The organism is Pseudomonas sp. NFPP25, assembly GCF_900116505.1.
GTDB lineage: Bacteria > Pseudomonadota > Gammaproteobacteria > Pseudomonadales > Pseudomonadaceae > Aquipseudomonas > Aquipseudomonas protegens.
Map to the genome: position 1 here is coordinate 653774 of NZ_FPBG01000004.1, position 23136 is coordinate 676909.

17 protein-coding genes and 1 pseudogene are annotated in these 23136 nt (G+C 64.6%); 14 read left to right on the forward strand and 4 right to left on the reverse strand.

Annotation, left to right across the window (positions count from 1 at the left end; all coding sequences use genetic code 11):
• Window positions 1-3: 3 nt before the first annotated feature.
• From dgcA to BM382_RS19360, 6 genes and pseudogenes are all read left to right on the forward strand, one after another.
• Window positions 4-2064, forward strand: coding sequence for a dimethylglycine demethylation protein DgcA (gene dgcA, locus BM382_RS19335; protein WP_065365108.1), 2061 nt, complete (start codon window positions 4-6; stop codon window positions 2062-2064).
• 114 nt (window positions 2065-2178) lie between these two features.
• Window positions 2179-4128 (forward strand): dimethylglycine demethylation protein DgcB, encoded by a 1950-nt coding sequence (dgcB, locus tag BM382_RS19340; RefSeq protein ID WP_072443626.1) that lies wholly within the window; start codon window positions 2179-2181, stop codon window positions 4126-4128.
• The gene (locus BM382_RS19345; protein WP_015637306.1) at window positions 4128-5348 is read left to right on the forward strand and encodes an electron transfer flavoprotein subunit alpha; all 1221 of its coding nucleotides are present in this window, start codon (window positions 4128-4130) and stop codon (window positions 5346-5348) included. Before dgcB ends, BM382_RS19345 begins: the two co-directional genes overlap by 1 nt.
• 9 nt (window positions 5349-5357) lie before the next feature.
• Window positions 5358-6128, forward strand: a complete 771-nt coding sequence (locus BM382_RS19350; protein WP_011063912.1) for an electron transfer flavoprotein subunit beta — start codon at window positions 5358-5360, stop codon at window positions 6126-6128.
• A gap of 1069 nt (window positions 6129-7197) precedes the next feature.
• Window positions 7198-7518 (forward strand): annotated as a pseudogene (locus BM382_RS19355) (GMC family oxidoreductase N-terminal domain-containing protein); the annotation flags it as partial.
• On the forward strand, window positions 7508-7726 hold the full coding sequence (locus BM382_RS19360; RefSeq protein WP_072443628.1) for a hypothetical protein: 219 nt from the start codon (window positions 7508-7510) through the stop codon (window positions 7724-7726). The pseudogene BM382_RS19355 and the gene BM382_RS19360, both read left to right, overlap by 11 nt.
• Window positions 7727-7914: 188 nt before the next feature.
• On the opposite strand, the gene gbcA is transcribed toward BM382_RS19360, so the two are convergent.
• Window positions 7915-9210 carry a glycine-betaine demethylase subunit GbcA gene (gene gbcA, locus BM382_RS19365; protein WP_011063910.1) on the reverse strand — a complete coding sequence of 432 codons (1296 nt, stop codon included), beginning with the start codon at window positions 9208-9210 and terminating at the stop codon, window positions 7915-7917.
• 291 nt (window positions 9211-9501) lie between these two features.
• On the opposite strand from gbcA, the gene gbcB reads away from it, so the two are divergent.
• Window positions 9502-10602: a glycine-betaine demethylase subunit GbcB gene (gene gbcB / locus BM382_RS19370; protein WP_011063909.1), complete on the forward strand. Its 1101-nt coding sequence runs from the start codon at window positions 9502-9504 to the stop codon at window positions 10600-10602.
• 78 nt (window positions 10603-10680) lie between these two features.
• On the opposite strand, the gene BM382_RS19375 is transcribed toward gbcB, so the two are convergent.
• The 3 genes from BM382_RS19375 to BM382_RS19385 form a co-directional block, all read right to left on the reverse strand.
• The gene (locus tag BM382_RS19375; protein ID WP_011063908.1) at window positions 10681-11508 is read right to left on the reverse strand and encodes a nitrilase-related carbon-nitrogen hydrolase; all 828 of its coding nucleotides are present in this window, start codon (window positions 11506-11508) and stop codon (window positions 10681-10683) included.
• On the reverse strand, window positions 11505-12950 hold the full coding sequence (locus BM382_RS19380; protein ID WP_011063907.1) for a purine-cytosine permease family protein: 1446 nt from the start codon (window positions 12948-12950) through the stop codon (window positions 11505-11507). The genes BM382_RS19375 and BM382_RS19380 overlap by 4 nt, the downstream gene beginning before the upstream one ends.
• A gap of 379 nt (window positions 12951-13329) precedes the next feature.
• Window positions 13330-14370, reverse strand: coding sequence for a threonine aldolase family protein (locus BM382_RS19385; RefSeq protein WP_011063906.1), 1041 nt, complete (start codon window positions 14368-14370; stop codon window positions 13330-13332).
• 100 nt (window positions 14371-14470) lie between these two features.
• Between BM382_RS19385 and BM382_RS19390 the strand changes: the two genes are divergently transcribed.
• The 7 genes from BM382_RS19390 to purU all read left to right on the forward strand — a co-directional run bounded on the left by BM382_RS19390 (window position 14471) and on the right by purU (window position 23081).
• Window positions 14471-15211 carry a TraX family protein gene (locus tag BM382_RS19390; RefSeq protein WP_072443630.1) on the forward strand — a complete coding sequence of 247 codons (741 nt, stop codon included), beginning with the start codon at window positions 14471-14473 and terminating at the stop codon, window positions 15209-15211.
• Window positions 15212-15522: 311 nt separating this feature from the next.
• Window positions 15523-16776: a serine hydroxymethyltransferase gene (locus BM382_RS19395; protein ID WP_072443632.1), complete on the forward strand. Its 1254-nt coding sequence runs from the start codon at window positions 15523-15525 to the stop codon at window positions 16774-16776.
• Between the two features lie 23 nt (window positions 16777-16799).
• Window positions 16800-18050 (forward strand): sarcosine oxidase subunit beta family protein, encoded by a 1251-nt coding sequence (locus tag BM382_RS19400; RefSeq protein WP_016964291.1) that lies wholly within the window; start codon window positions 16800-16802, stop codon window positions 18048-18050.
• Window positions 18051-18064: 14 nt separating this feature from the next.
• Window positions 18065-18367, forward strand: a complete 303-nt coding sequence (locus BM382_RS19405) for a sarcosine oxidase subunit delta (RefSeq protein WP_011063902.1) — start codon at window positions 18065-18067, stop codon at window positions 18365-18367.
• Window positions 18364-21381, forward strand: a complete 3018-nt coding sequence (locus BM382_RS19410) for a sarcosine oxidase subunit alpha (protein ID WP_015637299.1) — start codon at window positions 18364-18366, stop codon at window positions 21379-21381. Before BM382_RS19405 ends, BM382_RS19410 begins: the two co-directional genes overlap by 4 nt.
• 53 nt (window positions 21382-21434) lie before the next feature.
• Window positions 21435-22067 (forward strand): sarcosine oxidase subunit gamma, encoded by a 633-nt coding sequence (gene soxG, locus BM382_RS19415; RefSeq protein ID WP_011063900.1) that lies wholly within the window; start codon window positions 21435-21437, stop codon window positions 22065-22067.
• A 156-nt stretch (window positions 22068-22223) separates the two neighbouring features.
• Complete coding sequence (gene purU / locus BM382_RS19420; RefSeq protein ID WP_041752650.1) at window positions 22224-23081, forward strand: formyltetrahydrofolate deformylase; 858 nt, start codon at window positions 22224-22226, stop codon at window positions 23079-23081.
• Window positions 23082-23136: the final 55 nt, after the last annotated feature.

Genomic DNA, 23136 nt, shown 5'->3' on the forward strand with positions numbered 1-23136 from the left:
AAAATGGCTTTCGAAGCGATGTTCCAGCCGATCCAGATCGGCAAACTGACCATCCGCAACCGTGTGCTGAGCACCGCGCACGCCGAGGTCTATGCGACTGACGGCGGCATGACGACTGAACGGTATGTGAAGTACTACGAAGAAAAGGCCAAGGGCGGCATCGGCCTGGCGATCTGTGGTGGTTCCTCGGTGGTGGCCATCGACAGCCCCCAGGAGTGGTGGAGCTCGGTGAACCTGTCCACCGACCGGATCATCCCGCATTTCCAGAACCTGGCCGACGCCATGCACAAGCACGGCGCCAAGATCATGATCCAGATTACCCACATGGGCCGGCGCTCGCGCTGGGACGGTTTCAACTGGCCGACCCTGATGTCGCCGTCCGGGGTGCGCGAGCCAGTGCACCGCGCCACCTGCAAGACCATCGAGCCGGAGGAGATCTGGCGGGTGATCGGCAACTACGCCCAGGCCGCGCGCCGGGCCAAGGCCGGTGGCCTGGACGGTGTCGAGCTGTCGGCGGTGCACCAGCACATGATCGACCAGTTCTGGAGCCCACGGGTCAACAAGCGCACCGACGAATGGGGCGGCACCTTCGAGAAACGCATGCGTTTCGGCCTGGAAGTGCTCAAGGCGGTACGCGCTGAAGTGGGCGACGATTTCTGCGTGGGCATGCGCCTGTGCGGCGACGAGTTCCACCCGGACGGCCTGTCCCATGAGGACATGAAGCAGATCGCCAAGTATTACGACGACACCGGCATGCTGGACTTCATCGGCGTGGTGGGTTCGGGCTGCGACACCCACAACACCCTGGCCAACGTGATCCCCAACATGAGCTTCCCGCCGGAGCCGTTCCTGCACCTGGCGGCGGGCATCAAGGAAGTGGTCAAGGTGCCGGTGCTGCACGCACAGAACATCAAGGACCCGAACCAGGCCACGCGGATTCTCGAAGGCGGTTACGTCGACATGGTCGGCATGACCCGCGCGCACATGGCCGACCCGCACCTGATCGCCAAGATCAAGATGGGCCAGATCGACCAGATCAAGCAGTGTGTCGGCGCCAACTACTGCATCGACCGCCAGTACCAGGGCCTGGACGTGCTGTGCATCCAGAACGCCGCCACGTCCCGTGAATACATGGGCGTGCCGCACATCATCGAGAAAACCACCGGCATCAAGCGCAAGGTGGTGGTGGTCGGTGCCGGTCCTGCCGGTATGGAAGCCGCCCGCGTGGCGGCCGAACGTGGCCATGACGTGACCCTGTTCGAGAAGAAGGAAGCCATTGGCGGGCAGATCACCACGGCCTCCAAGGCGCCGCAACGAGACCAGATCGCCGGCATTACCCGTTGGTATCAGCTGGAACTGGCGCGCTTGAAAGTCGACCTGCGCCTGGGCACCGCGGCGGACAGCGCGACCATCCTCGACCTGCGCCCCGACGTGGTGGTGCTGGCCGTGGGCGGCCATCCGTTCATCGAGCAGAACGAGCACTGGGGCGCCGCCGAAGGGTTGGTGGTCAGCAGCTGGGACATCCTCGACGGCAAGGTGGCGCCGGGCAAGAACGTGCTGGTGTACGACACCATCTGTGAGTTCACCGGCATGTCGGTCACCGACTTCATCGCCGACAAGGGTTCGCAAGTGGAAATCGTCACCGACGACATCAAGCCGGGCATCGCCGTGGGCGGCACCTCGTTCCCTACCTACTACCGCAGCCTGTACCCCAAGGAAGTGATCATGACCGGGGACCTGACCCTGGAGAAGGTCTACCGCGAGGGCGACAAGCTGGTGGCGGTGCTGGAGAACGAATACACCGGCGCCCGGGAAGAACGGGTGGTGGACCAGGTGGTGGTGGAGAACGGCGTGCGTCCTGACGAAGAGCTCTACTACGGGCTCAAGGAAGGTTCGCGCAACAAGGGCCAGATGGACGTCGAGGCGCTGTTCGCGATCAAGCCGCAGCCGTGCCTGAGCGAGACGGGGGAGGGCTACCTGTTGTTCCGCATCGGCGACTGCGTGTCCCAGCGCAACACCCATGCCGCGATCTACGACGCACTGCGCCTGTGCAAGGATTTCTAAGCCACTTCCTGTAGGAGCCGGCTTGCCGGCGATCGGCACTGGCGAGATACCGCGTGCTGCCTGATCGCTGGCAAGCCAGCTCCTACAAGGCCCCAGGTCTTTGGGAGCTCCACCATGTTGAACACCCTTCTTCCCATTCTGTTGTTCGCCGCCATCGGCCTTGCGGTCCTTGGCGCGCTGCGACGCGTGGCCATGTGGCGCCGGGGGCGAGCCTCCAAGGTCGATCTGATTGGCGGCCTGCTGGCCATGCCCAAGCGCTACATGGTGGATCTGCACCACGTGGTGGCCCGGGACAAATACATGGCCAACACCCACGTGGCCACGGCGGGGGGCTTTGTCCTGGCCGCCGTGCTGGCGATCCTGGTGCACGGTTTCGGCCTGCACAACCGCATCCTGGGTTATGCCTTGCTGCTGGCCACCACGCTGATGTTCGTCGGCGCACTGTTCGTCGCCAAGCGTCGGCGCAACCCGCCGGCGCGGCTGTCCAAAGGGCCGTGGATGCGCCTGCCCAAAAGCCTGCTGGCATTCTCCGTGAGCTTCTTCGTGGCGACCCTGCCGGTGGCCGGGATCCTTCCGGAAAACTTCGGTGGCTGGCTGCTGGCGGCGCTGCTTGCGCTGGGTGTGCTCTGGGGCGTGTCCGAGCTGTTCTTCGGCATGACCTGGGGCGGGCCGATGAAGCACGCCTTCGCTGGCGCCCTGCACCTGGCCTGGCACCGGCGCGCCGAGCGCTTTGGTGGCGGACGCTCCACCGGCCTCAAACCGTTGGACCTGGAAGACCCGAACGCGCCTTTGGGGGTGGAAAAGCCCAAGGACTTCACCTGGAACCAGTTGCTGGGCTTCGACGCCTGCGTGCAGTGCGGCAAGTGCGAGGCGGCATGCCCGGCCTTCGCCGCCGGCCAGCCGCTGAACCCGAAGAAACTGATCCAGGACATGGTGGTCGGCCTGGCCGGCGGTACCGACGCGCAGTTCGCTGGCAGCCCGTACCCTGGCAAGGCCATCGGCGAACACGGCGGCAACCCGCACCAGCCCATCGTCAACGGCCTGGTGGACGCCGAGACCCTGTGGTCCTGCACCACCTGCCGGGCCTGTGTCGAGGAATGCCCGATGATGATCGAACACGTCGATGCCATCGTCGACATGCGTCGCCACCTGACCCTGGAGAAGGGCGCCACGCCGAACAAGGGCGCCGAGGTCCTGGAAAACCTCATTGCCACCGACAACCCCGGCGGCTTCAACCCCGGCGGGCGGATGAACTGGGCGGCGGACCTGAACCTGTCCCTGCTCAGCGACAAACAAAGCACCGACGTGCTGTTCTGGGTCGGCGACGGCGCCTTCGACATGCGCAACCAGCGCACCCTGCGGGCCTTTGTCAAAGTGCTCAAGGCGGCCAAGGTGGACTTCGCCGTGCTCGGCCTGGAAGAGCGCGACAGCGGTGACGTGGCCCGGCGCCTGGGCGACGAAGCGACTTTCCAGCTGCTGGCCAAGCGCAACATCCAGACCCTGGCCAAGTACCGCTTCAAGCGCATCGTCACCTGCGATCCCCACAGTTTCCATGTGCTGAAGAACGAGTACGGCGCCTTCGATGGCAACTACCTGGTGCAGCACCACAGCACCTACCTGGCCGAGCTGATCGGCGCCGGTGCGCTGAACCTGGGCCAGCACAAGGGCAGCAGCGTGACCTATCACGATCCTTGCTACCTGGGTCGTTACAACGGTGAGTACGAAGCCCCTCGGGACGTACTGCGTGCCCTGGGCATCGAGATCAAGGAAATGCAGCGCTCGGGCTTCCGTTCCCGTTGCTGCGGCGGTGGCGGCGGCGCGCCGATCACCGACATTCCGGGCAAGCAACGGATTCCCGACATGCGCATGCAGGACATCCGCGAAACCGGCGCCGAGCTGGTGGCCGTGGGTTGTCCACAGTGCACGGCGATGCTCGAAGGGGTGGTGGAGCCGCGGCCGATGATCAAGGACATCGCCGAACTGGTAGCCGATGCCTTGCTCGAAGACGCCGCCCCGAGCAAAGCGCCGGCGTCGGTGAAACCTGAACCTGCGGAGGTGCACTGATGAGCGACATTATCCGCCGCGATCCCCGGGCCGAGTGGATCGCCCGCAACCGCCTGCACCCGCTGCACGCGGCCATGCAGCCGGCGCAACACAGCTGGATGGGGCCCAATGGCCTGATCCGCAAGAACCCCCACGGCATCGGTTTCATCGGCCCCAACGGCCTCAAGCGCATCGACCGCAGTGGCGCCCAGCAGGGCGGCAGCGCCAAGCGCACGGCAGCGGCCGAGGTGCAGTTGCCGCTGCATCAAGTGGCGCAGCCGGCGTTCTACATCAGCGTGGTGCCGGACATGGTCGGTGGCCGCCTGAGCAGCCACGACCGCGACCTGCTGGGCCTGGCCCATCAGTTGGCGGGCCAGGACGGCGCGGTGCTGGCGGTGGTGTTCGGCGAACATAAGGAATCGGCCTTCGCCACCGCGGGTGTCGACCGCCTGCTGGTGCTGCAAGGCAGCGAGTTCGAAGGTTATGCACCGGAACAACGGGTGCAGGGCCTGCGGGCTGTGGATAACCAGTTCAGCCCGCGCCACTGGCTGCTGCCCGACAGCCGCACCGGCGGCGGCGAACTGGGCCGGCGCTTCGCCGCGGCCCTGGGCGAACGCCCGGCGACCCGAGTTTGGCAGGTCAAGGACGGGCAGTGCATCGGCCGTGCCGGCGCGGGCCTGCAGGACCTGGCGCGGCCGGTCGCGCGCTTGATCCTGGCCGCCGCCGAATGCGCGGAGCCGGTCAGCGAAACCCGCCACGAAGCCTTGCCGGTGGAGTTATCCACAAGCGTGGCCCGCAGCCTGGCGCGGATCGAAGACCTGGGCGCAGTGGCGGTGGACCCGGCGGCGATTCCCATGGCCGAGGCCGAGTTCATCTTTTCCGGGGGCAACGGGGTCAAGGACTGGCCGCTGTTTCACCAGACCGCCGCCGCCCTGGGGGCCACCGAAGGTGCTTCGCGGGTGGCGGTGGACGACGGCTTCATGGCCCGCGACCGGCAAGTGGGGGCCAGTGGTATCTGGGTCACCGCGCGGGTCTATGTGGCGGTGGGGATTTCCGGAGCGATCCAGCACCTGCAAGGCATTGGTGCCTGCGACAAGGTGGTGGCGATCAACCTCGACCCGGGTTGCGACATGATCAAGCGTGCCGACCTGTCGGTGATTGGCGACAGCGCGGAGATTCTCAAGGCCTTGATCGCGGCGGTAGCGGCCTACCGCAACGACGCCAAGCGCGATGCGGCTTAAGGGGATGTTATGCACAGCAATGTAATCAGCCTGATTTCGATTGGCGCCCACCCCACCTCCGGCCGCCCGCGGCGTGCCGAACAGGATGCCCGGGCAGTGGAACTGGGCCTGCAACTGGCCGGTGCGCAGTTGCAGGTGCTGCATGCCGGCGATGTAGCCGAACCGGCCCTGCGCGCCTACCTGGGCATGGGCCTGGAACAGCTGCATGTGCTGGAGCAGCCGGCGGGCGCCGATGCCCTGCCGGCACTGACCCAGTACCTGCGTCATGCCGGCGCCCAGGTGGTGCTCACCGGCAGCCAGGCGGAAACCGGCGAGGGCTCGGGGATGCTGCCATTCCTGCTGGCGGAAAACCTCGGCTGGCCGCTGGTGGTGGGGCTGGCCCAGGTCGAGTCCCTGGGCGATGGCGTGGCCCATGTCCTGCAAGCCTTGCCTCGCGGCCAGCGACGCCGGCTCAAGGTGCGCCTGCCATTCCTCGCCACTGTGGATAACGCCGCACCCAAGCCGCGCCAGAGCGCCTACGGCCCGGCGCGCCGGGGCGTGCTCGAAACCGACCAGGTGCTGGTGGTGGAGGACGAGTTGTTCACAGGCTCCAGCCTGCAACCGGCCAAGCCGCGCCCCAAGCGCCTGAAAGTGATCAAGGCCAAGAGCGGCGCCGACCGCATGAAAGCCGCTACCGCCAAGGCCAGCGGCGGCACCGGCCAGGTACTCAAGGGCGTCAGTCCTGAGGCGGGTGCCGAAGCCATTCTCAAATTGCTCATCGAAGAAGGCGTAGTGCGCTGACCCCAGGGTTATGCACAACCCCTGGCACCGCTGTTCGCTGGCAAGCCAGCTCCTACGGGAGGGAAATGTACCCATGCCCTGTAGGAGCCGGCTTGCCGGCGAAGAGGCCGGCGCGGTTTTGCACAATTCCCGGCCGTCTTTCGCGACAGGGGGGTAGGGTTACTCACAATCCCTGTGTGCGGACCTGTGGATAAGGTGTTCGCGCCTCGCTCCAGCCCTTGTGCAGCGGGCCATGGCGCCGCCTGTACGATTTTTGATCAGGCTAAGTCGGGGTTTTTTATGGCGTTTTTTTCAGGATGGGAAAACCCTCGAGCAGACTTTTGCACAGCAGTTGCCCCCAAAGTCTGTTGGCGCTTCTGTGGATAAGATGTTCGCTTAGCGCTGTATCCCTTGCAGAACGGGGCTTTCAAGCTTTTGTTCAAAAAACGACCAAATGCTGGTTTTTCCGCAGAATATCCTGGCGTGCCCCTGATAATGCGCGGCTTCTGGCGGTTTTCCACAGTGCCCGACTAGTGCACCCGAGTTGCCCCCAAAGTCTGTTGGCCGTTCTGTGGATAAGGTGTTCGCCTTCCTCTGTAGCCCTCTGAATACGTGGCTTTGATGGCTATGTTCAAAAAATGATCAATACCTTGTGAAACAGCACTTTCTTCATAAGTCACGGATTTTATTGCCATTGCCCGGCGAAATATCCCCATGCCAGAGGAACTTGCCCACAGTTGCTGTGGGCCAAGGTGTGGATAAGGTGTTCGTCGAAGGCTGCACCCCTTGTAATCCATGGCTTGCACGGCAATAGATCAAATTTCATACAGTTCTAATGGCTGCCTTGACACTGGCAAGTGGCCTGTCTTCACTGATGCCACAAGGACTTGGCAGTTACTTATCCACATCCGGTTCCCGGGAGCTCAGGCAATGGACTGTCGTTTATCACAGGCTTCTGCGATCCGCGCCTTTCTCCCTCGACGCACCCGCCGCCGCGCCACCAGCCAGCGCACCCGCCTATAGCTGCACCCTCGGGCTGCCGCCGGTTGGCACTTTTTCCACAGTTTGTGTTTCCCTGGCCAAGTTCCAGGCCAACCAGAAGTCCGCGGACTTTCTCAAGCAGGGGGCGCATTTCTACAAGCCGCCGATCAACGTGACCTTCGCCAAGTTGCCCAACAACCTCAGCCACGCCGGGGTCGAGCAACTGCCGTGCAACCACTGTGGCGACTGCGTCTGGGGCTGTAACAACAAGGCCAAGAACACCACCCTGATGAACTACTTGCCGGACGCCTGCAATCACGGTGCGCAGATTTTCTGCCAGGCCCAGGTGCGTCATCTGGAGCGTGACGGCGACGGCTGGATCGTGCGCTTCCAGTACCTGGACAGCGCCCAGGGACGGCATGTATGGGCGCTGCATCGGCCATGGGGCGATTCCCTATGGCGTTACCAGCGAACTGAAGGGCAACACCCAGGTGCAATGGTCGGAAACCCTTTCGGCAGACGATCCGAACTACCCGCTACGGGTGCGCAATGGCTATGTGAAGGTGAGGCTGGACGGCCCGCAGATCAGCGAGACCTTCATCGGCGGGACCGGCGCGGTCAGCTGGTCGCGGCCCTGAAGGCCCTGTAGCCGCTGCCGAGCCCGCGAGGCTGCGGACAAGGTCCGCAGGACCTTGCTTGACGGTTTTCCGCCGAACCCAGGCGCTCTCAAGATCGCTGCGCCTGCTGCGTCGGAATGCCGCCCAAGCCGTTCGCAGCCTGCGGCAGCGGCTACACAAGCCTTGTAGCCGCTACGGTGCTTGCAGTGTCAGCCGGTGACCGGAACACCCTTGAGGTAAGGCGCCGGTTCCGCCCCCAGGTTGCTCAGCATGCGCTCGCTGTACCAGTCGACGAAGTTGACCACGCCGAACTCGTAGGTCTTGGAGTACGGGCCGGGCTGGTAGGCGGTGGAGTTGATGCCGCGCTGGTTCTCTTCCGCCAGGCGCCGGTCCTGGGCGTTGGTGGCGTCCCACACCTGGCGCATGCGTTCGACGTCGTAGTCCACGCCTTCCACGGCGTCCTTGTGCACGATCCACTTGGTGGTGACGATGGTTTCCTGGGCGCTGATGGGCCACACGGTGAACACGATGATGTGGTCGCCCATGCAGTGGTTCCACGAGTGGGGCAGGTGCAGGATGCGCATCGAGCCCAGGTCCGGGTTCTTGATCCGGCCCATGAGTTTGGCGCAGCCCTGCTTGCCGTCCAGGGTCATGGACACGGTGCCCTTGAGCAGCGGCATGCGCACGATGCGGTTGCGCAGGCCGAAGCTGGCGTGGGCGTAAGGGATCTTCTCGGCTTCCCAGGCGGCAGCGGAGGCGGCCACGTGGTCCTTGAACGCCTGGTCGGCCCGCGGGTCGGTGACGTCGTCCCATTCCAGCAGGGTTTTCAGCAATTCGGGGTGCGAGCCGCCGCAGTGGTAGCACTCGCGGTTGTTCTCCAGCACCAGCTTCCAGTTGGCCTTTTCATGCAAGGTGGTCTGTACCGCCACCTTGGTGTTCTCCATGTCGTAGGGCTCCATGTAATGGGCCAGGGTCGCGAGGAAGTCGTCGATGGCCGGCGGGTTCTCGGCCAGGGAGATGAAGATGTAGCCGCCGGCGGTCTTCACGTTCACCGGTTTCAGGCCGTATTGCTTCATGTCGAAGTCGGCGCCCATCTCGGTGCCGGCGAACAGCAGGCGGCCGTCCAGTTCGTAGGTCCACTGGTGGTAGTGGCAGACCAGCTTGGCGACCTTGCCCTTGTCGCTGGTGCACAGCCGTGAGCCGCGGTGGCGGCAGACGTTGTGGAAGGCGTGGACCACGCCGTCGGCGCCGCGGATGACGATGATCGGGTTCTTGCCGATCTGCAGGGTGATGTAGTTGCCCTTGGTAGGGATCTCGCAGGTCATGCCGGCGATCAGCCATTCCTTCTGGAAGATCTCCTGCATGTCGATATCGAACAGCCTTTCATCGCAGTAGAACGGCTGCGGCAGGGAAAAGGTCCGCTCACGTTCCTGCAGCATCTGTGCAGTGGCCTTGCGTGCAGGTTCCAGCGGATCGCCCAAGCTCAGGGTTGCGGTGACGTCCATCGTTCAAGTCCTCATGGCCGTTCAGTGCGGCCGGCGAATTAATTAGTGGCTACGGTGGGTGCTACGCAAGTCACGAAAAAAACGGCTGTTGTCGTTGAGGCGAGTGTGGGTCCGCAGGCGCCAAGAACCTTATCCATGGGCGACATGGCCCAATCTGTTCCCGACGCGCCAGCCCCGGCAGCTGGGGGCTGGTCGCGATAAGCATGTGAATGTCGCAGATAGGTAAATGGGCGCGAGAAGCCTTACGCAGAATCGCTGACAAGACGCCGACCGTCGGCCGTGGAGAACAGCATGTCCAACACCTTCCTCAACCCGGTAACCACCCAGACCTGGGCCAATGGCCGTCACATCGTCCGTTGCGTCAAAGTCATCCAGGAAACCTGGGACGTGCGGACCTTCTGCTTCATGGCCGACCAGCCGATCATGTTCTTCTTCAAGCCTGGGCAGTTCGTCACCCTGGAGCTGGAGATCGAGGGCCAGCCGGTGATGCGTTCCTACACCATCTCCAGCTCGCCCTCGGTGCCCTACAGCTTCTCGGTGACCATCAAGCGCGTGCCCGGCGGCAAGGTCTCCAACTGGCTGCACGACACCCTGCACGAAGGCCAGGAACTGGCGGTGCACGGGCCGGTGGGGCTGTTCAACGCCATCGACTTTCCGGCGCCGAAGATCCTCTACCTCAGCGGCGGCGTCGGCATTACCCCGGTGATGTCCATGGCGCGCTGGTTCTACGACACCAACGCCAACGTCGACATGGTGTTCATCCACAGCGCCCGTTCCCCCAAGGACATCATTTACCACCGCGAGCTGGAGCACATGGCCTCGCGGATCGACAACTTCAGCCTGCACCTGATCTGCGAAAAGCACGGCCTGGGCGAGCCCTGGGCCGGTTATCGCGGTTACCTGAACCACAAGATGCTGGAGTTGATGGCCCCGGATTTCCTGGAGCGGGAAGTGTTCTGCTGCGGCCCCACGCCCTATATGAGCGCGGTCAAGCGGCTGCTGGAAGCCGCCGGTTTCGACATGGCGCGCTACCACGAGGAATCCTTCGGCGCGACCCCGGCCGAAGCCCGGGCCGATGCGGTGGAACACGCCGAACAGGCGGCCGAGGCGCCGGAGCCGGACCTGGCGGACCTGCATCAGGTGGAGTTCACCGCTTCGGGCAAGAGCATCCGCGTGGCCCCCGGAGAAACCGTGCACGCGGCGGCGGCCAAGCTTGGCCTGATGATTCCCAAGGCCTGCGGCATGGGCATCTGCGGCACCTGCAAGGTGCTCAAGCTGGGGGGCGAGGTGGAGATGGAGCACAACGGCGGGATCACCGAGGAAGACGAAGCCGAAGGCTACATCCTGTCCTGCTGCAGCGTGCCCAAGGGCGACGTGCGCGTGGAGTTCTGATCGCCGGCAAACCGGCCCCTACATCCGTTTGCTGTAGGAGCCGGCTTGCCAGCGAACAGGTGCAAGCTGATCCTTCGGTTACTGATACAACGCCGGGCGCCGATCCAGGTGCACATGGTTATGTTCACTGATGGACTTGTGCCAGGCCTGGGTCAGGTCCAGCTCCGCCAACAGCAACTGCTCGGCGCTTTCCCGATCCCTGCCCGCCAGTGGATAACCGTCGGCATCGACAAGGGTCGAGCCGCCCACCCAGTTCACTCCACGTTCCTCGCCGCAGCGGTCGCAGGCGGCGATGAACATCCGGTTGACCGCCGCATTGGCCTGCACCCGGACCATCTCCGCCGGCCGCTCGCCCAGCGGGCGCGGGCCATCCGGCCAGTTCACCGGGGCGCACAGCAGGGCCGCGCCGGCCAGGGCTGGCAGGCGCACCCACTCGGGAAACTCCAAGTCGTAGCAGATCATCATGGCGATCGGCCCGAAGCGGGTCGCCACCACCGGCGGCGGTTCGTCGCCCGGGGTGAAGATCAGGTTTTCCCGATCCCACAGGTGGGCCTTGCGGTACAGCGTCAGCCTGCCTTCGGGTTCGACCAGCGCCGCGCTGTTGGCCACGCGCTCCTGGTCCAGGCGCTCGCAGAAGCCGCCGACGATCACCACCTGCAGCTCTTCGGCCAGGGTTTTCCACAGGCTCAGGGTCGGCCCGTCGAGGCTTTCCGAGAGTGCCAGGGCTTCATTGCGGTCGCTGAACACATAGCCGCTCTGCACCAGTTCCGGCAGCACCACCACCTGGGCGCCGCGGGCGGCGGCCTGGCGTATCGCCTCGGCGCCCAGGGCGCGGTTGTACTTAAGGTCGCCGATGCGCGGGGCCACTTGCTGGCAGGCCACCTTGAGGGATGCCTGAGGAATCATTGCGCGCCTCCTTCCAGTTGCTGCTCGCTGGCCTGGATGGCCAGGCGCTCCGCGTCCAGGTCCAGGTTGCGGGTCAGCGCCCAGTAGACCAGCGCGGCCACGGCAAGGCCAACCACGAAGGCAATGTCGGCGCCGCCCAGGGCCTGGGACAGCGGGCCCTGGAAGAAGCTCAGGGACATGAACGGCACCATCGCCAGCAGGCCGAGGAAATACGCCAGCAGCCCGGCGCTGGACCAGCGGCCATAGATCCCGGTGTGATTGAAGATGTCGCTGATGGCATAGCGACCTTTGCGCACCAGGTAGAAGTCCGCCAGGTTGACTGCGGTCCAGGGCACCAGGAAATACAGCATCAGCAGCACGAAAGTGTTGAAGCTGCCCAGGTAGCTCTCGGGAATGTTCATGGCGATGAGAAAGATCACCACCGCCACCAGCACGATTCCGCAGACCCGGCTCTTGAGGTTGGGCTTGATCGACTTGAAGCCGTCGATGGCGCTGATGCCGGTGAGCATGGCGCCGTAGCAGTTGACCGCCATGATGCCCACCAGCGCCGGCACTGCGATCAGCACGGTGAAGGTACCGAAGCCGGGGATCACCCGGTTGCCCACTTCGCGCACGCTGGCGATGGCATCGGGGGAGGGCAGGGCCGAAGCCAGGAACGCCCCCAGGGACATCAGCCACAGGGCCGAACCGGCGGCGCCCAGGTAGGTCCAGAAGATTACCTGGCGCGACGGCGTCTTGTGCGGCAGGTAGCGTGAGTAGTCGGAGACGTACACCGAATAGCTGATCTGGTAGCCGGCGGCGGCCGACAGCTGGATCAGGAACGCCGACCAGGAGAACTGTGGGTCGGCCAGGGCCGAGTCGGCCTGCAGGGTCAGCAGGGCACTGACGGTGAGCACCGCGAACACGCTGATCATCACGTAGGTCAGCCAGCGCTGCACGGTGTGCAGCAGGTCATGGCCGATCACCGCGATCAGCACCGCCACGGCGATCATCAGGGTGTACCAGGGCGCCCGGGCGCCGGGAATCACGGTGTTGATGGCATCGGTGGCGAGAATCACGTTGAACACGTTGAAGCCGATGTAGACGAACACCACGGCGGTGAACGGCACGATGGCGCCACGCAGGCCGAACTGGGCGCGGGACTGGATCATCTGCGGCAGCCCCATGCGCGGGCCCTGGTTGGCGTGGAAGGCCATGCAGAAGGTGCCCAGGCAGACGCCGATGACGATCGCCAGGATGGCGTATTGCAGGGCGAGGCCCAGGGCTGCGCCGGTGAAACCGGTGACCATGGTGGTGAGCACGAAGTTGCCGGTGAACCAGAAGGGGCCCTGGTGCCAGACCTTGCCGTGGCGCTCGTTGCGCGGCACGTAGTCGATGGAACGGGTTTCGATCTTCAGGCCGGGAGGCTGGGCTTTCTCGGTGACGCAAGAAGAAGTCGTCATGGGGTACAGCCTTATTTTTATAGGTCGACCCCGGAGTCTCGGACAAACGCTGCGGTTGTTGAATCAGTGGGGGCAAATAATCAGTTCAGGAATTTGTGAACTGATGAAGGGGGCGTGCTTGACGGGCCTCTTCGCTGGCAGGCCAGCTCCTACGGGGTGGGAGGTGCGCTGGCCGTTGCAGGAGCCGGCTTGCCGGCGAAGGCGTCCATGAGCGCGGCGCTTGGGTTGCGGGCCTGTTCGCTGGCAAGCCAGCTCCTACGGGGTGGGAGGTGCGCTGGCCATTGTAGGAGCCGGCTTGCCGGCGAAGGCGTCGGTGAGCGCGGCGCTTGGGTTGCGGGCCTCTTCGCTGGCAAGCCAGCTCCTACAGGCGGGGGGTGGGTCAGGCGCTCATGACGGTGCGGATGTCGGCTGCCAGTTCGCGCACGCGGTCTTCCTCGGTGTCCCAGGAGCACATGAAGCGTGCGCCACCCTTGCCGATGAAGGTGTAGAAGCGCCAGCCCTTGGCCGTCAGTGCGGCAATGGCCGGTTCCGAAAGTTGCAGGAACACGCCGTTGGCCTGCACCGGGAACATCAATTCCACGCCAGGAATGTCGGCCACCAGCTGGGCCAGCAGCTGCGCGCAGTGGTTGGCGTGGCGGGCGTGCTTGAGCCAGGCGTCGTTTTCCAGGAGGCCGACCCAGGGCGCGGAGAGAAAGCGCATTTTCGAGGCCAGCTGGCCAGCCTGCTTGCAGCGGTAGTCGAAGTCTTCCGCCAGCTTGTGGTTGAAGAACAGGATCGCTTCACCCACCGCCATGCCGTTTTTCGTGCCGCCAAAGCACAGCACGTCCACGCCGGCCTTCCAGGTCAGCTCCGCCGGGGTACAGCCGAGGAAGGCGCAGGCGTTGGAGAAGCGCGCGCCGTCCATGTGCAGGTTCAGCCCCAGTTCCTTGCAGGTGGCACTGATGGCGCGAACTTCTTCCGGGGTGTAGACACTGCCCACCTCGGTGGCCTGGGTCAGGGTTACCACCCGCGGCTTGGGATAGTGGATGTCCTGGCGCTTGAGGGCGATCTCGCGGATCGATTCCGGGGTCAACTTGCCGTTCTGGGTGCCGGCGATCAGCAGCTTGGAGCCGTTGGAGAAGAACTCCGGGGCGCCGCACTCGTCGGTTTCGACGTGGGCGGTTTCCGAGCAGATCACGCTGTGGTAACTCTGGCACAGCGACGACAGGGCCAGGGAGTTGGCGGCGGTGCCGTTGAAGGCGAAGAACACTTCGCAATCGGTTTCGAACAGTTTGCGGAAATGATCCGAGGCGCGAGCGGTCCACTGGTCGTCGCCGTAAGCGCGCTCGTGGCCGTGGTTGGCCTGCTCCATGGCGGCCCAGGCTTCGGGGCAGATGCCGGAGTAGTTGTCGCTGGCGAATTGTTGGCTCTTGTCGGTCATGGCCGGCTCCGTGGTCGATGATGGTGCGCACTTTAACCAAGAATAATGGCCCAGCACACGCTCTGTTTATGCCGGAATAATGCATGGCCCATAAGGATTTATGCGTGACGCGATGCTGAAACCCGACACTGCCCGGCGCGACGGGGCGCTGGATGCGCTGAAATGGCTGGCGCTGCTGAGCATGGTCCTCGATCACCTGCGTTATGTGGGCCTGAGCCTGGACTGGTTTTACGTACCCGGGCGCCTGGCGTTTCCCTGGTTCTGCCTGGCCATGGCGGTGAACCTGACCCGGGCCAGGGATGAAATCGACCGCCGGCCCGGCCCATGGCGCTACCTGGGCTGGTTGCTGCTGTTCAGCCTGCTGAGCGAGATTCCCTATCGTCTGTTCATTCCCGACCCCGATACCTTGAATGTGTTGCCCACCCTGGCCCTGGGCCTGCTGGTGGCTCGCGGCTGGCAGCGGCGCAGAGGCCTGGACCTGGGACTTGGCCTGCTGGCCTTGCTGCTGGCGGTGGTTTTCAGCGAGCGGCTGATGTTCGGCGCCTTCGGGGTGTTGCTGCCGCTGGCCCTGGTACTGGTGTTGCGCCGGCCCTGGTATTTCAGCCTGCTGCCTGGGGCGCTGTGCCTGGCGGCCAATCAATGGGAAACCTTGTTCCCGGCGGCGCGCCTGGGCAATCAGGTGGCGACCTGCGGTATTGCCGCTTGTCTGCTGGCGCCGTGGCTGGGGCTGATGCTGCTGCGGGGGCTGCGTGGCAGGTCGGTGCCGGCCATGCGCTGCTGGGCCTACCTGCTGTACCCGGCGCACTTTCTCCTGCTGCTGGCCCTGCGCGCAGCCCTGTAGGAGCCGGCTTGCCGGCGAAGGCGCCCGTGAGGATTTGCGCCCGGCTTGCGGGTCTCTTCGCTGGCAAGCCGGCTCCTACGGCAGAGAGCGTTGCGTTGCGGGGAAGGACAGGCCCGATCCAGAGCCGTTGGCGGGTGGTGCGGGCAGGCATTTATCTCCGCACGCCAAGGCATGTCGTAAACGCACCTTTGCGTGGCGTCCATAGGCATTTGAGTTCCCCTTCCCGGTCATACCATCGCATCCAAAGGGCGTAGCTGTAAGGCTCGCCTCACCGAGACGAAAGGCGCACCGCCGCCGCTGGGAGAGACGTGATGTTCAGCAAGCAAGACCAGATCCAGGGTTACGACGATGCACTGCTGGCGGCCATCAATGCCGAGGAACAACGCCAGGAAGATCACATCGAGCTGATCGCGTCGGAAAACTACACCAGCAAGCGGGTGATGCAGGCGCAAGGCAGCGGGCTGACCAACAAGTACGCCGAAGGCTATCCGGGCAAGCGCTACTACGGTGGCTGCGAGCACGTGGACAAGGTCGAGGCCCTAGCCATCGAGCGCGCCAAGCAACTGTTCGGTGCCGACTACGCCAACGTCCAGCCGCACTCCGGTTCTTCGGCCAACAGCGAGGTGTACCTGGCCCTGCTGCAGGCCGGCGATACCATCCTCGGCATGAGCCTGGCCCATGGCGGCCACCTGACCCACGGGGCCAAGGTGTCGTCCTCGGGCAAGCTGTACAACGCGGTGCAGTACGGCATCGACACCCGCACCGGGTTGATCGACTACGACGAAGTCGAGCGCCTGGCCGTGGAACACAAGCCGAAGATGATCGTCGCCGGCTTCTCGGCCTACTCCAAGACCCTGGACTTCCCGCGCTTCCGGCAGATCGCCGACAAGGTCGGGGCGCTGCTGTTCGTCGACATGGCCCACGTCGCCGGGCTGGTGGCCGCCGGTCTGTATCCCAACCCGCTGCCCTATGCCGACGTGGTCACTACCACCACCCACAAGACCCTGCGCGGTCCCCGTGGCGGGCTGATCCTGGCCAAGGCCAACGAAGAGATCGAGAAGAAACTCAACGCTGCCGTTTTCCCGGGCGCCCAGGGCGGTCCGCTGATGCACGTGATCGCCGCCAAGGCGGTGTGCTTCAAGGAAGCGCTGGAGCCCGGTTTCAAGGCCTATCAGCAACAGGTGATCGACAACGCCCAGGCCATGGCCAGCGTATTTATCAAACGTGGCTACGATGTAGTGTCCGGCGGCACCGACAACCACCTGTTCCTGGTCAGCCTGATTCGTCAGGGCCTGACCGGTAAAGATGCCGATGCCGCTCTGGGCCGTGCCCACATCACCGTGAACAAGAACGCCGTGCCCAACGACCCGCAGTCGCCGTTTGTGACTTCCGGCCTGCGCATCGGCACCCCGGCGGTCACCACCCGCGGATTCAAGGTCACCCAGTGCACCGAACTGGCGGGCTGGATCTGCGACATCCTCGACCACCTCGGCGATGCCGATGTCGAGGCCAATGTCGCTCGCCAGGTGGCGACCCTGTGCGCTGATTTCCCGGTTTACCGCTGAGAGCCGCAACTGGAGCAATGACTATGCAACGCTATTCGGGCTTCGGCCTCTTCAAGCACTCTCTCAGCCACCATGAAAACTGGCAGCGGATGTGGCGCACCCCGACCCCGAAGAAGGTCTATGACGTGGTCATCGTCGGCGGTGGCGGGCATGGCCTGGCCACTGCCTACTACCTGGCCAAGGAGCACGGCATCACCAATGTCGCGGTGGTGGAAAAAGGCTGGCTGGGCGGCGGCAACACCGCGCGCAACACCACCATCGTGCGTTCCAACTACCTGTGGGACGAGTCGGCGCAGCTCTACGAGCACGCCATGAAACTGTGGGAAGGCCTGTCCCAGGACCTCAACTACAACGTGATGTTCTCCCAGCGCGGGGTCTACAACCTGTGCCACACCCTGCAAGACATCCGTGATTCCGAGCGTCGGGTCAGTGCCAACCGCCTCAACGGCATCGATGGCGAGTTGCTCAACACCCAGCAGGTGGCGGACGAGATTCCTTACCTGGATTGCTCGAAAAACACCCGTTATCCGATCCTCGGCGCCACGGTCCAGCGCCGTGGCGGCGTGGCCCGTCACGACGCCGTGGCCTGGGGTTTTGCCCGGGCCGCCGACGCCCTGGGCGTGGACCTGATCCAGCAAACTGAAGTCATTGGCTTTCGCAAGGAAAACGGCGTGTGCATCGGCGTCGAGACCAACAAGGGCTTTATCGGCGCCAAGCGCGTCGGTGTGGTCACGGCCGGTAACTCCGGGCACATGGCCAAGCTCGCGGGCTTCCGTCTGCCGATCGAATCCCACCCGCTGCAAGCGCTGGTGTCGGAGCCGATCAAGCCGATCATCGACAGCGTGATCATGTCCAACGCGGTGCACGGCTATATCAGCCAGTCGGACAAGGGCGATCTGGTGATCGGTGCCGGTATCGACGGCTGGGTCGGCTACGGCCAGCGCGGCTCCTACCCGGTGATCGAGCACACCATCCAGGCCATCGTCGAGATGTTCCCGGTCCTCTCCCGAGTGCGCATGAACCGTCAGTGGGGCGGCATCGTCGACACCAGCCCGGACGCCTGTCCGATCATTTCCAAGACCCCGGTGCCGAACATGTTCTTCAACTGCGGTTGGGGCACTGGTGGCTTCAAGGCCACCCCGGGCTCGGGCAACGTGTTTGCCGCCAGTCTGGCCAAGGGCGAGATGCATCCTCTGGCCGCCCCTTTCTCCATCGACCGTTTCCACAACGGTGCGCTGATCGACGAACACGGCGCTGCTGCGGTCGCCCACTAAAAGGACAACTCCCTATGTTGCATATCTTCTGTCCTCACTGCGGCGAGCTGCGCTCCGAAGAGGAATTCCATTCGTCCGGCCAGGCGCATATTCCACGGCCCCTGGACCCCAACGCCTGCACCGACGAGGAGTGGGGCGACTACATGTTCTTCCGCGACAACCCTCGCGGCCTGCACCACGAGTTGTGGATCCACGCCGCCGGTTGCCGCCAGTACTTCAACGCTACCCGCGACACCGTGACCTACGAAATTCTTGAGACCTACAAGATCGGCACCAAGCCGCAATTCACCGCCAAGGCTGCTGGAGAGAAGGTATGAGCCAGACCAATCGCCTGTCCAACGGCGGACGCATCGACCGCAACAAGGTCCTGACCTTCACCTTCAACGGCCAGAGCTACAAGGGTTTTGAGGGCGACACCCTGGCCTCGGCGCTACTGGCCAACGGCGTGGACATCATCGGCCGCAGCTTCAAGTACTCCCGGCCCCGGGGCATCTTCGCCGCAGGCTGCGAGGAGCCCAACGCGGTGCTGCAGATCGGCGCCACCGAAGCCACCCAGATCCCCAACGTGCGCGCCACCCAGCAGGCGCTGTACCAGGGCCTGGTCGCCACCAGCACCAACGGCTGGCCCAGCGTCAACAACGACATGATGGGCATTCTCGGCAAGGTCGGCGGCAAGCTGATGCCGCCGGGCTTCTACTACAAGACCTTCATGTACCCGCAATCGTTCTGGATGACCTACGAGAAGTACATCCGCAAGGCCGCGGGCCTGGGCCGTTCGCCCACCGAGAACGATCCGGACACCTACGACAACATGAACCAGCACTGCGACGTGCTGATCGTCGGCGCCGGCCCCGCGGGCCTTGCCGCCGCCCTGGCAGCGGCCCGCAGTGGCGCCCGGGTGATCCTGGCCGACGAGCAGGAAGAGTTCGGCGGTACCCTGCTGGACAGCCGCGAGAGCCTGGACGGCAAGCCGGCGGCGGAGTGGGTGGCCAGTGTGGTTGCCGAACTCCAGTCGCTGCCGGATGTGTTGCTGCTGCCGCGGGCCACGGTCAACGGCTACCACGACCACAACTTCCTGACCATTCACGAGCGCCTCACCGATCACCTCGGCGACCGCGCGCCCATCGGCCAGGTACGCCAGCGCATCCACCGGGTACGCGCCAAGCGCGTGGTGCTGGCCACCGGCGCCCACGAGCGGCCGCTGGTCTACGGCAACAACGACGTGCCGGGCAACATGCTGGCTGGCGCGGTCTCCACCTATGTGCGCCGCTACGGCGTGGCCCCGGGCAAGAAACTGGTGCTGTCCACCAATAACGACCACGCCTACCGTGTGGCCCTGGACTGGCTCGACGCCAGCCTGCAAGTGGTGGCCATCGCCGATGCGCGGCACAACCCGCGCGGCGCCCTGGTGGAAGAAGCCCGGGCCAAGGGTATTCGCATCCTCACCTCCAGCGCGGTGATCGAGGCCCGTGGCAGCAAGCACGTGACCGGCGCGCGTGTAGCGGCCATCGACGTCAAGGCACACAAGGTCACCAGCCCCGGCGAATGGCTCGACTGCGACCTGATCGCCAGCTCCGGCGGCTACAGCCCGGTGGTGCACCTGGCCTCGCACTTGGGCGGCAAGCCGGTGTGGCGCGAAGACATCCTCGGTTTCGTGCCCGGTGAAGCGCCGCAGAAACGTGTGTGCGTCGGTGGCATCAACGGCGTCTACAGCCTCGGCGATACCCTGGCCGACGGTTTCGAAGGCGGTGTGCGCGCCGCCAGCGAAGCCGGTTTCCAGGCCGTTGAGGGCGTTCTGCCCAAGGCCCTGGCCCGTCTTGAAGAACCGACCCTGGCGCTGTTCCAGGTGCCCCACGAAAAAGGCACGGCGCGTGCGCCGAAGCAATTCGTCGACCTGCAGAACGACGTCACTGCGGCCGCCATCGAACTGGCGACCCGCGAGGGCTTCGAGTCGGTGGAACACGTCAAGCGCTACACCGCCCTGGGCTTCGGCACCGACCAGGGCAAGCTGGGCAACGTCAACGGCCTGGCCATCGCCGCCCGTTCGCTGAACGTCAGCATTCCGCAGATGGGCACCACCATGTTCCGTCCGAACTACACGCCGATCACCTTCGGCGCCGTGGCTGGCCGGCACTGCGGGCACATCTTCGAGCCGGTGCGCTTCACCGCGCTGCATGCCTGGCATGTGAAGAATGGCGCCGAGTTCGAAGACGTCGGCCAGTGGAAACGCCCCTGGTACTTCCCGAAAAACGGCGAAGACCTGCATGCCGCGGTCAAGCGTGAATGCCAGGCCGTGCGCGACAGCGTCGGCCTGCTGGACGCCTCGACCCTGGGCAAGATCGACATCCAGGGCCCCGATGCCCGGGAGTTCCTCAACCGCATCTACACCAACGCCTGGACCAAGCTCGACGTGGGCAAGGCCCGCTACGGCCTGATGTGCAAGGAAGACGGCATGGTCTTCGACGACGGCGTCACCGCCTGTCTGGCCGACAACCACTTCCTGATGACCACCACCACCGGCGGCGCGGCCCGCGTGCTGCAGTGGCTGGAGATCTACCAGCAGACCGAATGGCCGGACCTCAAGGTGTACTTCACCTCGGTCACCGACCACTGGGCCACCATGACCCTGTCCGGGCCCAACAGCCGCAAGCTGCTGAGCGAAGTCACCGACATCGACCTGGACAAGGACGGCTTCCCGTTCATGACCTGGAAGGAAGGCCTGGTGGGTGGCGTACCGGCGCGGGTGTTCCGTATCTCGTTCACCGGCGAGCTGTCCTACGAGGTCAACGTCCAGGCCGACTACGCCATGGGCGTGCTGGAGCAGATCGTCGAGGCCGGCAAGAAGTACAACCTGACCCCCTATGGCACCGAGACCATGCACGTGCTGCGGGCCGAGAAGGGCTTCATCATCGTCGGCCAGGACACCGACGGTTCCATGACCCCGGACGACCTGAACATGGGCTGGTGCGTGGGCCGGACCAAGCCATTCTCCTGGATCGGCTGGCGCGGCATGAACCGTGAAGACTGCGTGCGCGAGCAGCGCAAGCAACTGGTGGGCCTCAAGCCGATCGACCCGACCCAGTGGCTGCCGGAAGGTGCGCAACTGGTGTTCAACCCCAAGCAGGCGATCCCGATGAGCATGGTGGGCCACGTGACCTCCAGCTATGCCCACAACTCCCTGGGTTATTCCTTCGCCCTGGGTGTGGTCAAGGGGGGGCTCAAGCGCCTGGGCGAGCGGGTCTTCGCACCGCTGGCCGATGGCCGGGTGATCGAGGCGGAAATCGTTTCCTCGGTGTTCTTCGACCCCAAAGGCGACCGCCAGAACATCTAAGGCACAACACGCTCCTACAGGGTGTTATCAACAGAATTCAGGACAGGTGCTCTATGACCGCAGTCAACGTTTACCAACAGCGCCCCACCACCGGGGCCAAGGCCGAGTCGTCGTTGCACCACGCCGACCTGCCGAGCCTGGTGGGCAAGGGCCGCAAGAACGCCGGGGTGACCCTGCGCGAGAAAAAACTCCTCGGCCACCTGACGATCCGTGGCGACGGCCACGATCCGGCCTTCGCCGCCGGCGTGCACAAGGCCCTGGGCATCGAACTGCCGGGCGCCCTGAGCGTAGTGGTCAAGGGCGAGACCAGCCTGCAATGGCTGGGCCCGGATGAGTGGCTGCTGATCGTGCCCAGCGGCGAAGAGTTCGCCGCCGAGCAGAACCTGCGGGCCGCCCTGGGCGACCTGCATATCCAGATCGTCAACGTCAGCGGCGGCCAGCAGATTCTCGAATTGTCCGGGCCCAACGTGCGCCAGGTGCTGATGAAGTCCACCAGCTACGACGTGCACCCCAACAACTTCCCGGTGGGCAAGGCCGTGGGCACGGTGTTCGCCAAGTCGCAACTGGTGATCCGCCGTACCGGCGAAGACACCTGGGAGCTGCTGGTGCGCCGCAGCTTTTCCGATTACTGGTGGATGTGGCTGCAGGATGCCGCGGCCGAATATGGCCTGAGCGTCCAGGCCTGAGCCCAGCTTGGCCTGGTAGGAGCGAGCTGGCTCGCGAACTCGCGAAGGATGGATTTTCCGGAAGACCACAGCGCCCTTGGATTTTTCGCGAGCAAGCTCGCTCCTACAGAGAACCGACCGCGCTGCGGTTGCCCTAACGAACAGGAGTTATCCCGCATGAGCCGCGCCCCCGACACATGGATCCTCACCGCCGACTGCCCCAGCGTGCTCGGCACGGTGGACGCGGTGACCCGCTTTCTGTTCGAGCAGGGCTGCTACGTCACCGAGCACCACTCCTTCGATGACCGGCTCTCGGGCCGCTTCTTCATTCGCGTGGAGTTTCGCCAGCCCGACGGCCTCGACGAACAGGGCTTTCGCGATGGTCTGGCGCAGCGGGCCAAGGCCTTCGAGATGAACTTCGAACTGACCGCGCCGCACTACCGGCCGAAGGTGGTGATCATGGTCTCCAAGGCCGACCACTGCCTCAACGACCTGCTCTACCGCCAGCGCATCGGCCAGTTGCCCATGGACGTGGTGGCGGTGGTGTCCAACCACCCGGACCTCAAGCCCCTGGCCGACTGGCACCAGATTCCCTACCACCACTTCCCCCTAGACCCCAACGACAAGCCGTCCCAGGAGCGCCAGGTGTGGCAGGTGATCGAGGACTCCGGCGCCGAACTGGTGATCCTTGCCCGCTACATGCAAGTGCTGTCGCCGGAGCTGTGCCGCAAGCTCGATGGCAAGGCCATCAACATCCACCACTCGCTGCTGCCGGGCTTCAAGGGCGCCAAGCCTTATCACCAGGCCTACAACAAGGGGGTGAAACTGGTGGGAGCCACGGCGCACTACATCAACAACGACCTGGACGAAGGCCCGATCATCGCCCAAGGCGTGGAGGTGGTGGACCACAGCTATTACCCCGAGGACCTGATCGCCAAGGGCCGGGATATCGAGGGCCTGACCCTGGCCCGGGCGGTGGGTTATCACATCGAACGGCGGGTGTTCCTGAACGGCAACCGCACGGTGGTGCTCTGATGATTCCCGGGGCTGCTGCGCAGCCCTTCGCGAGCAAGCTCGCTCCTACAGGCGT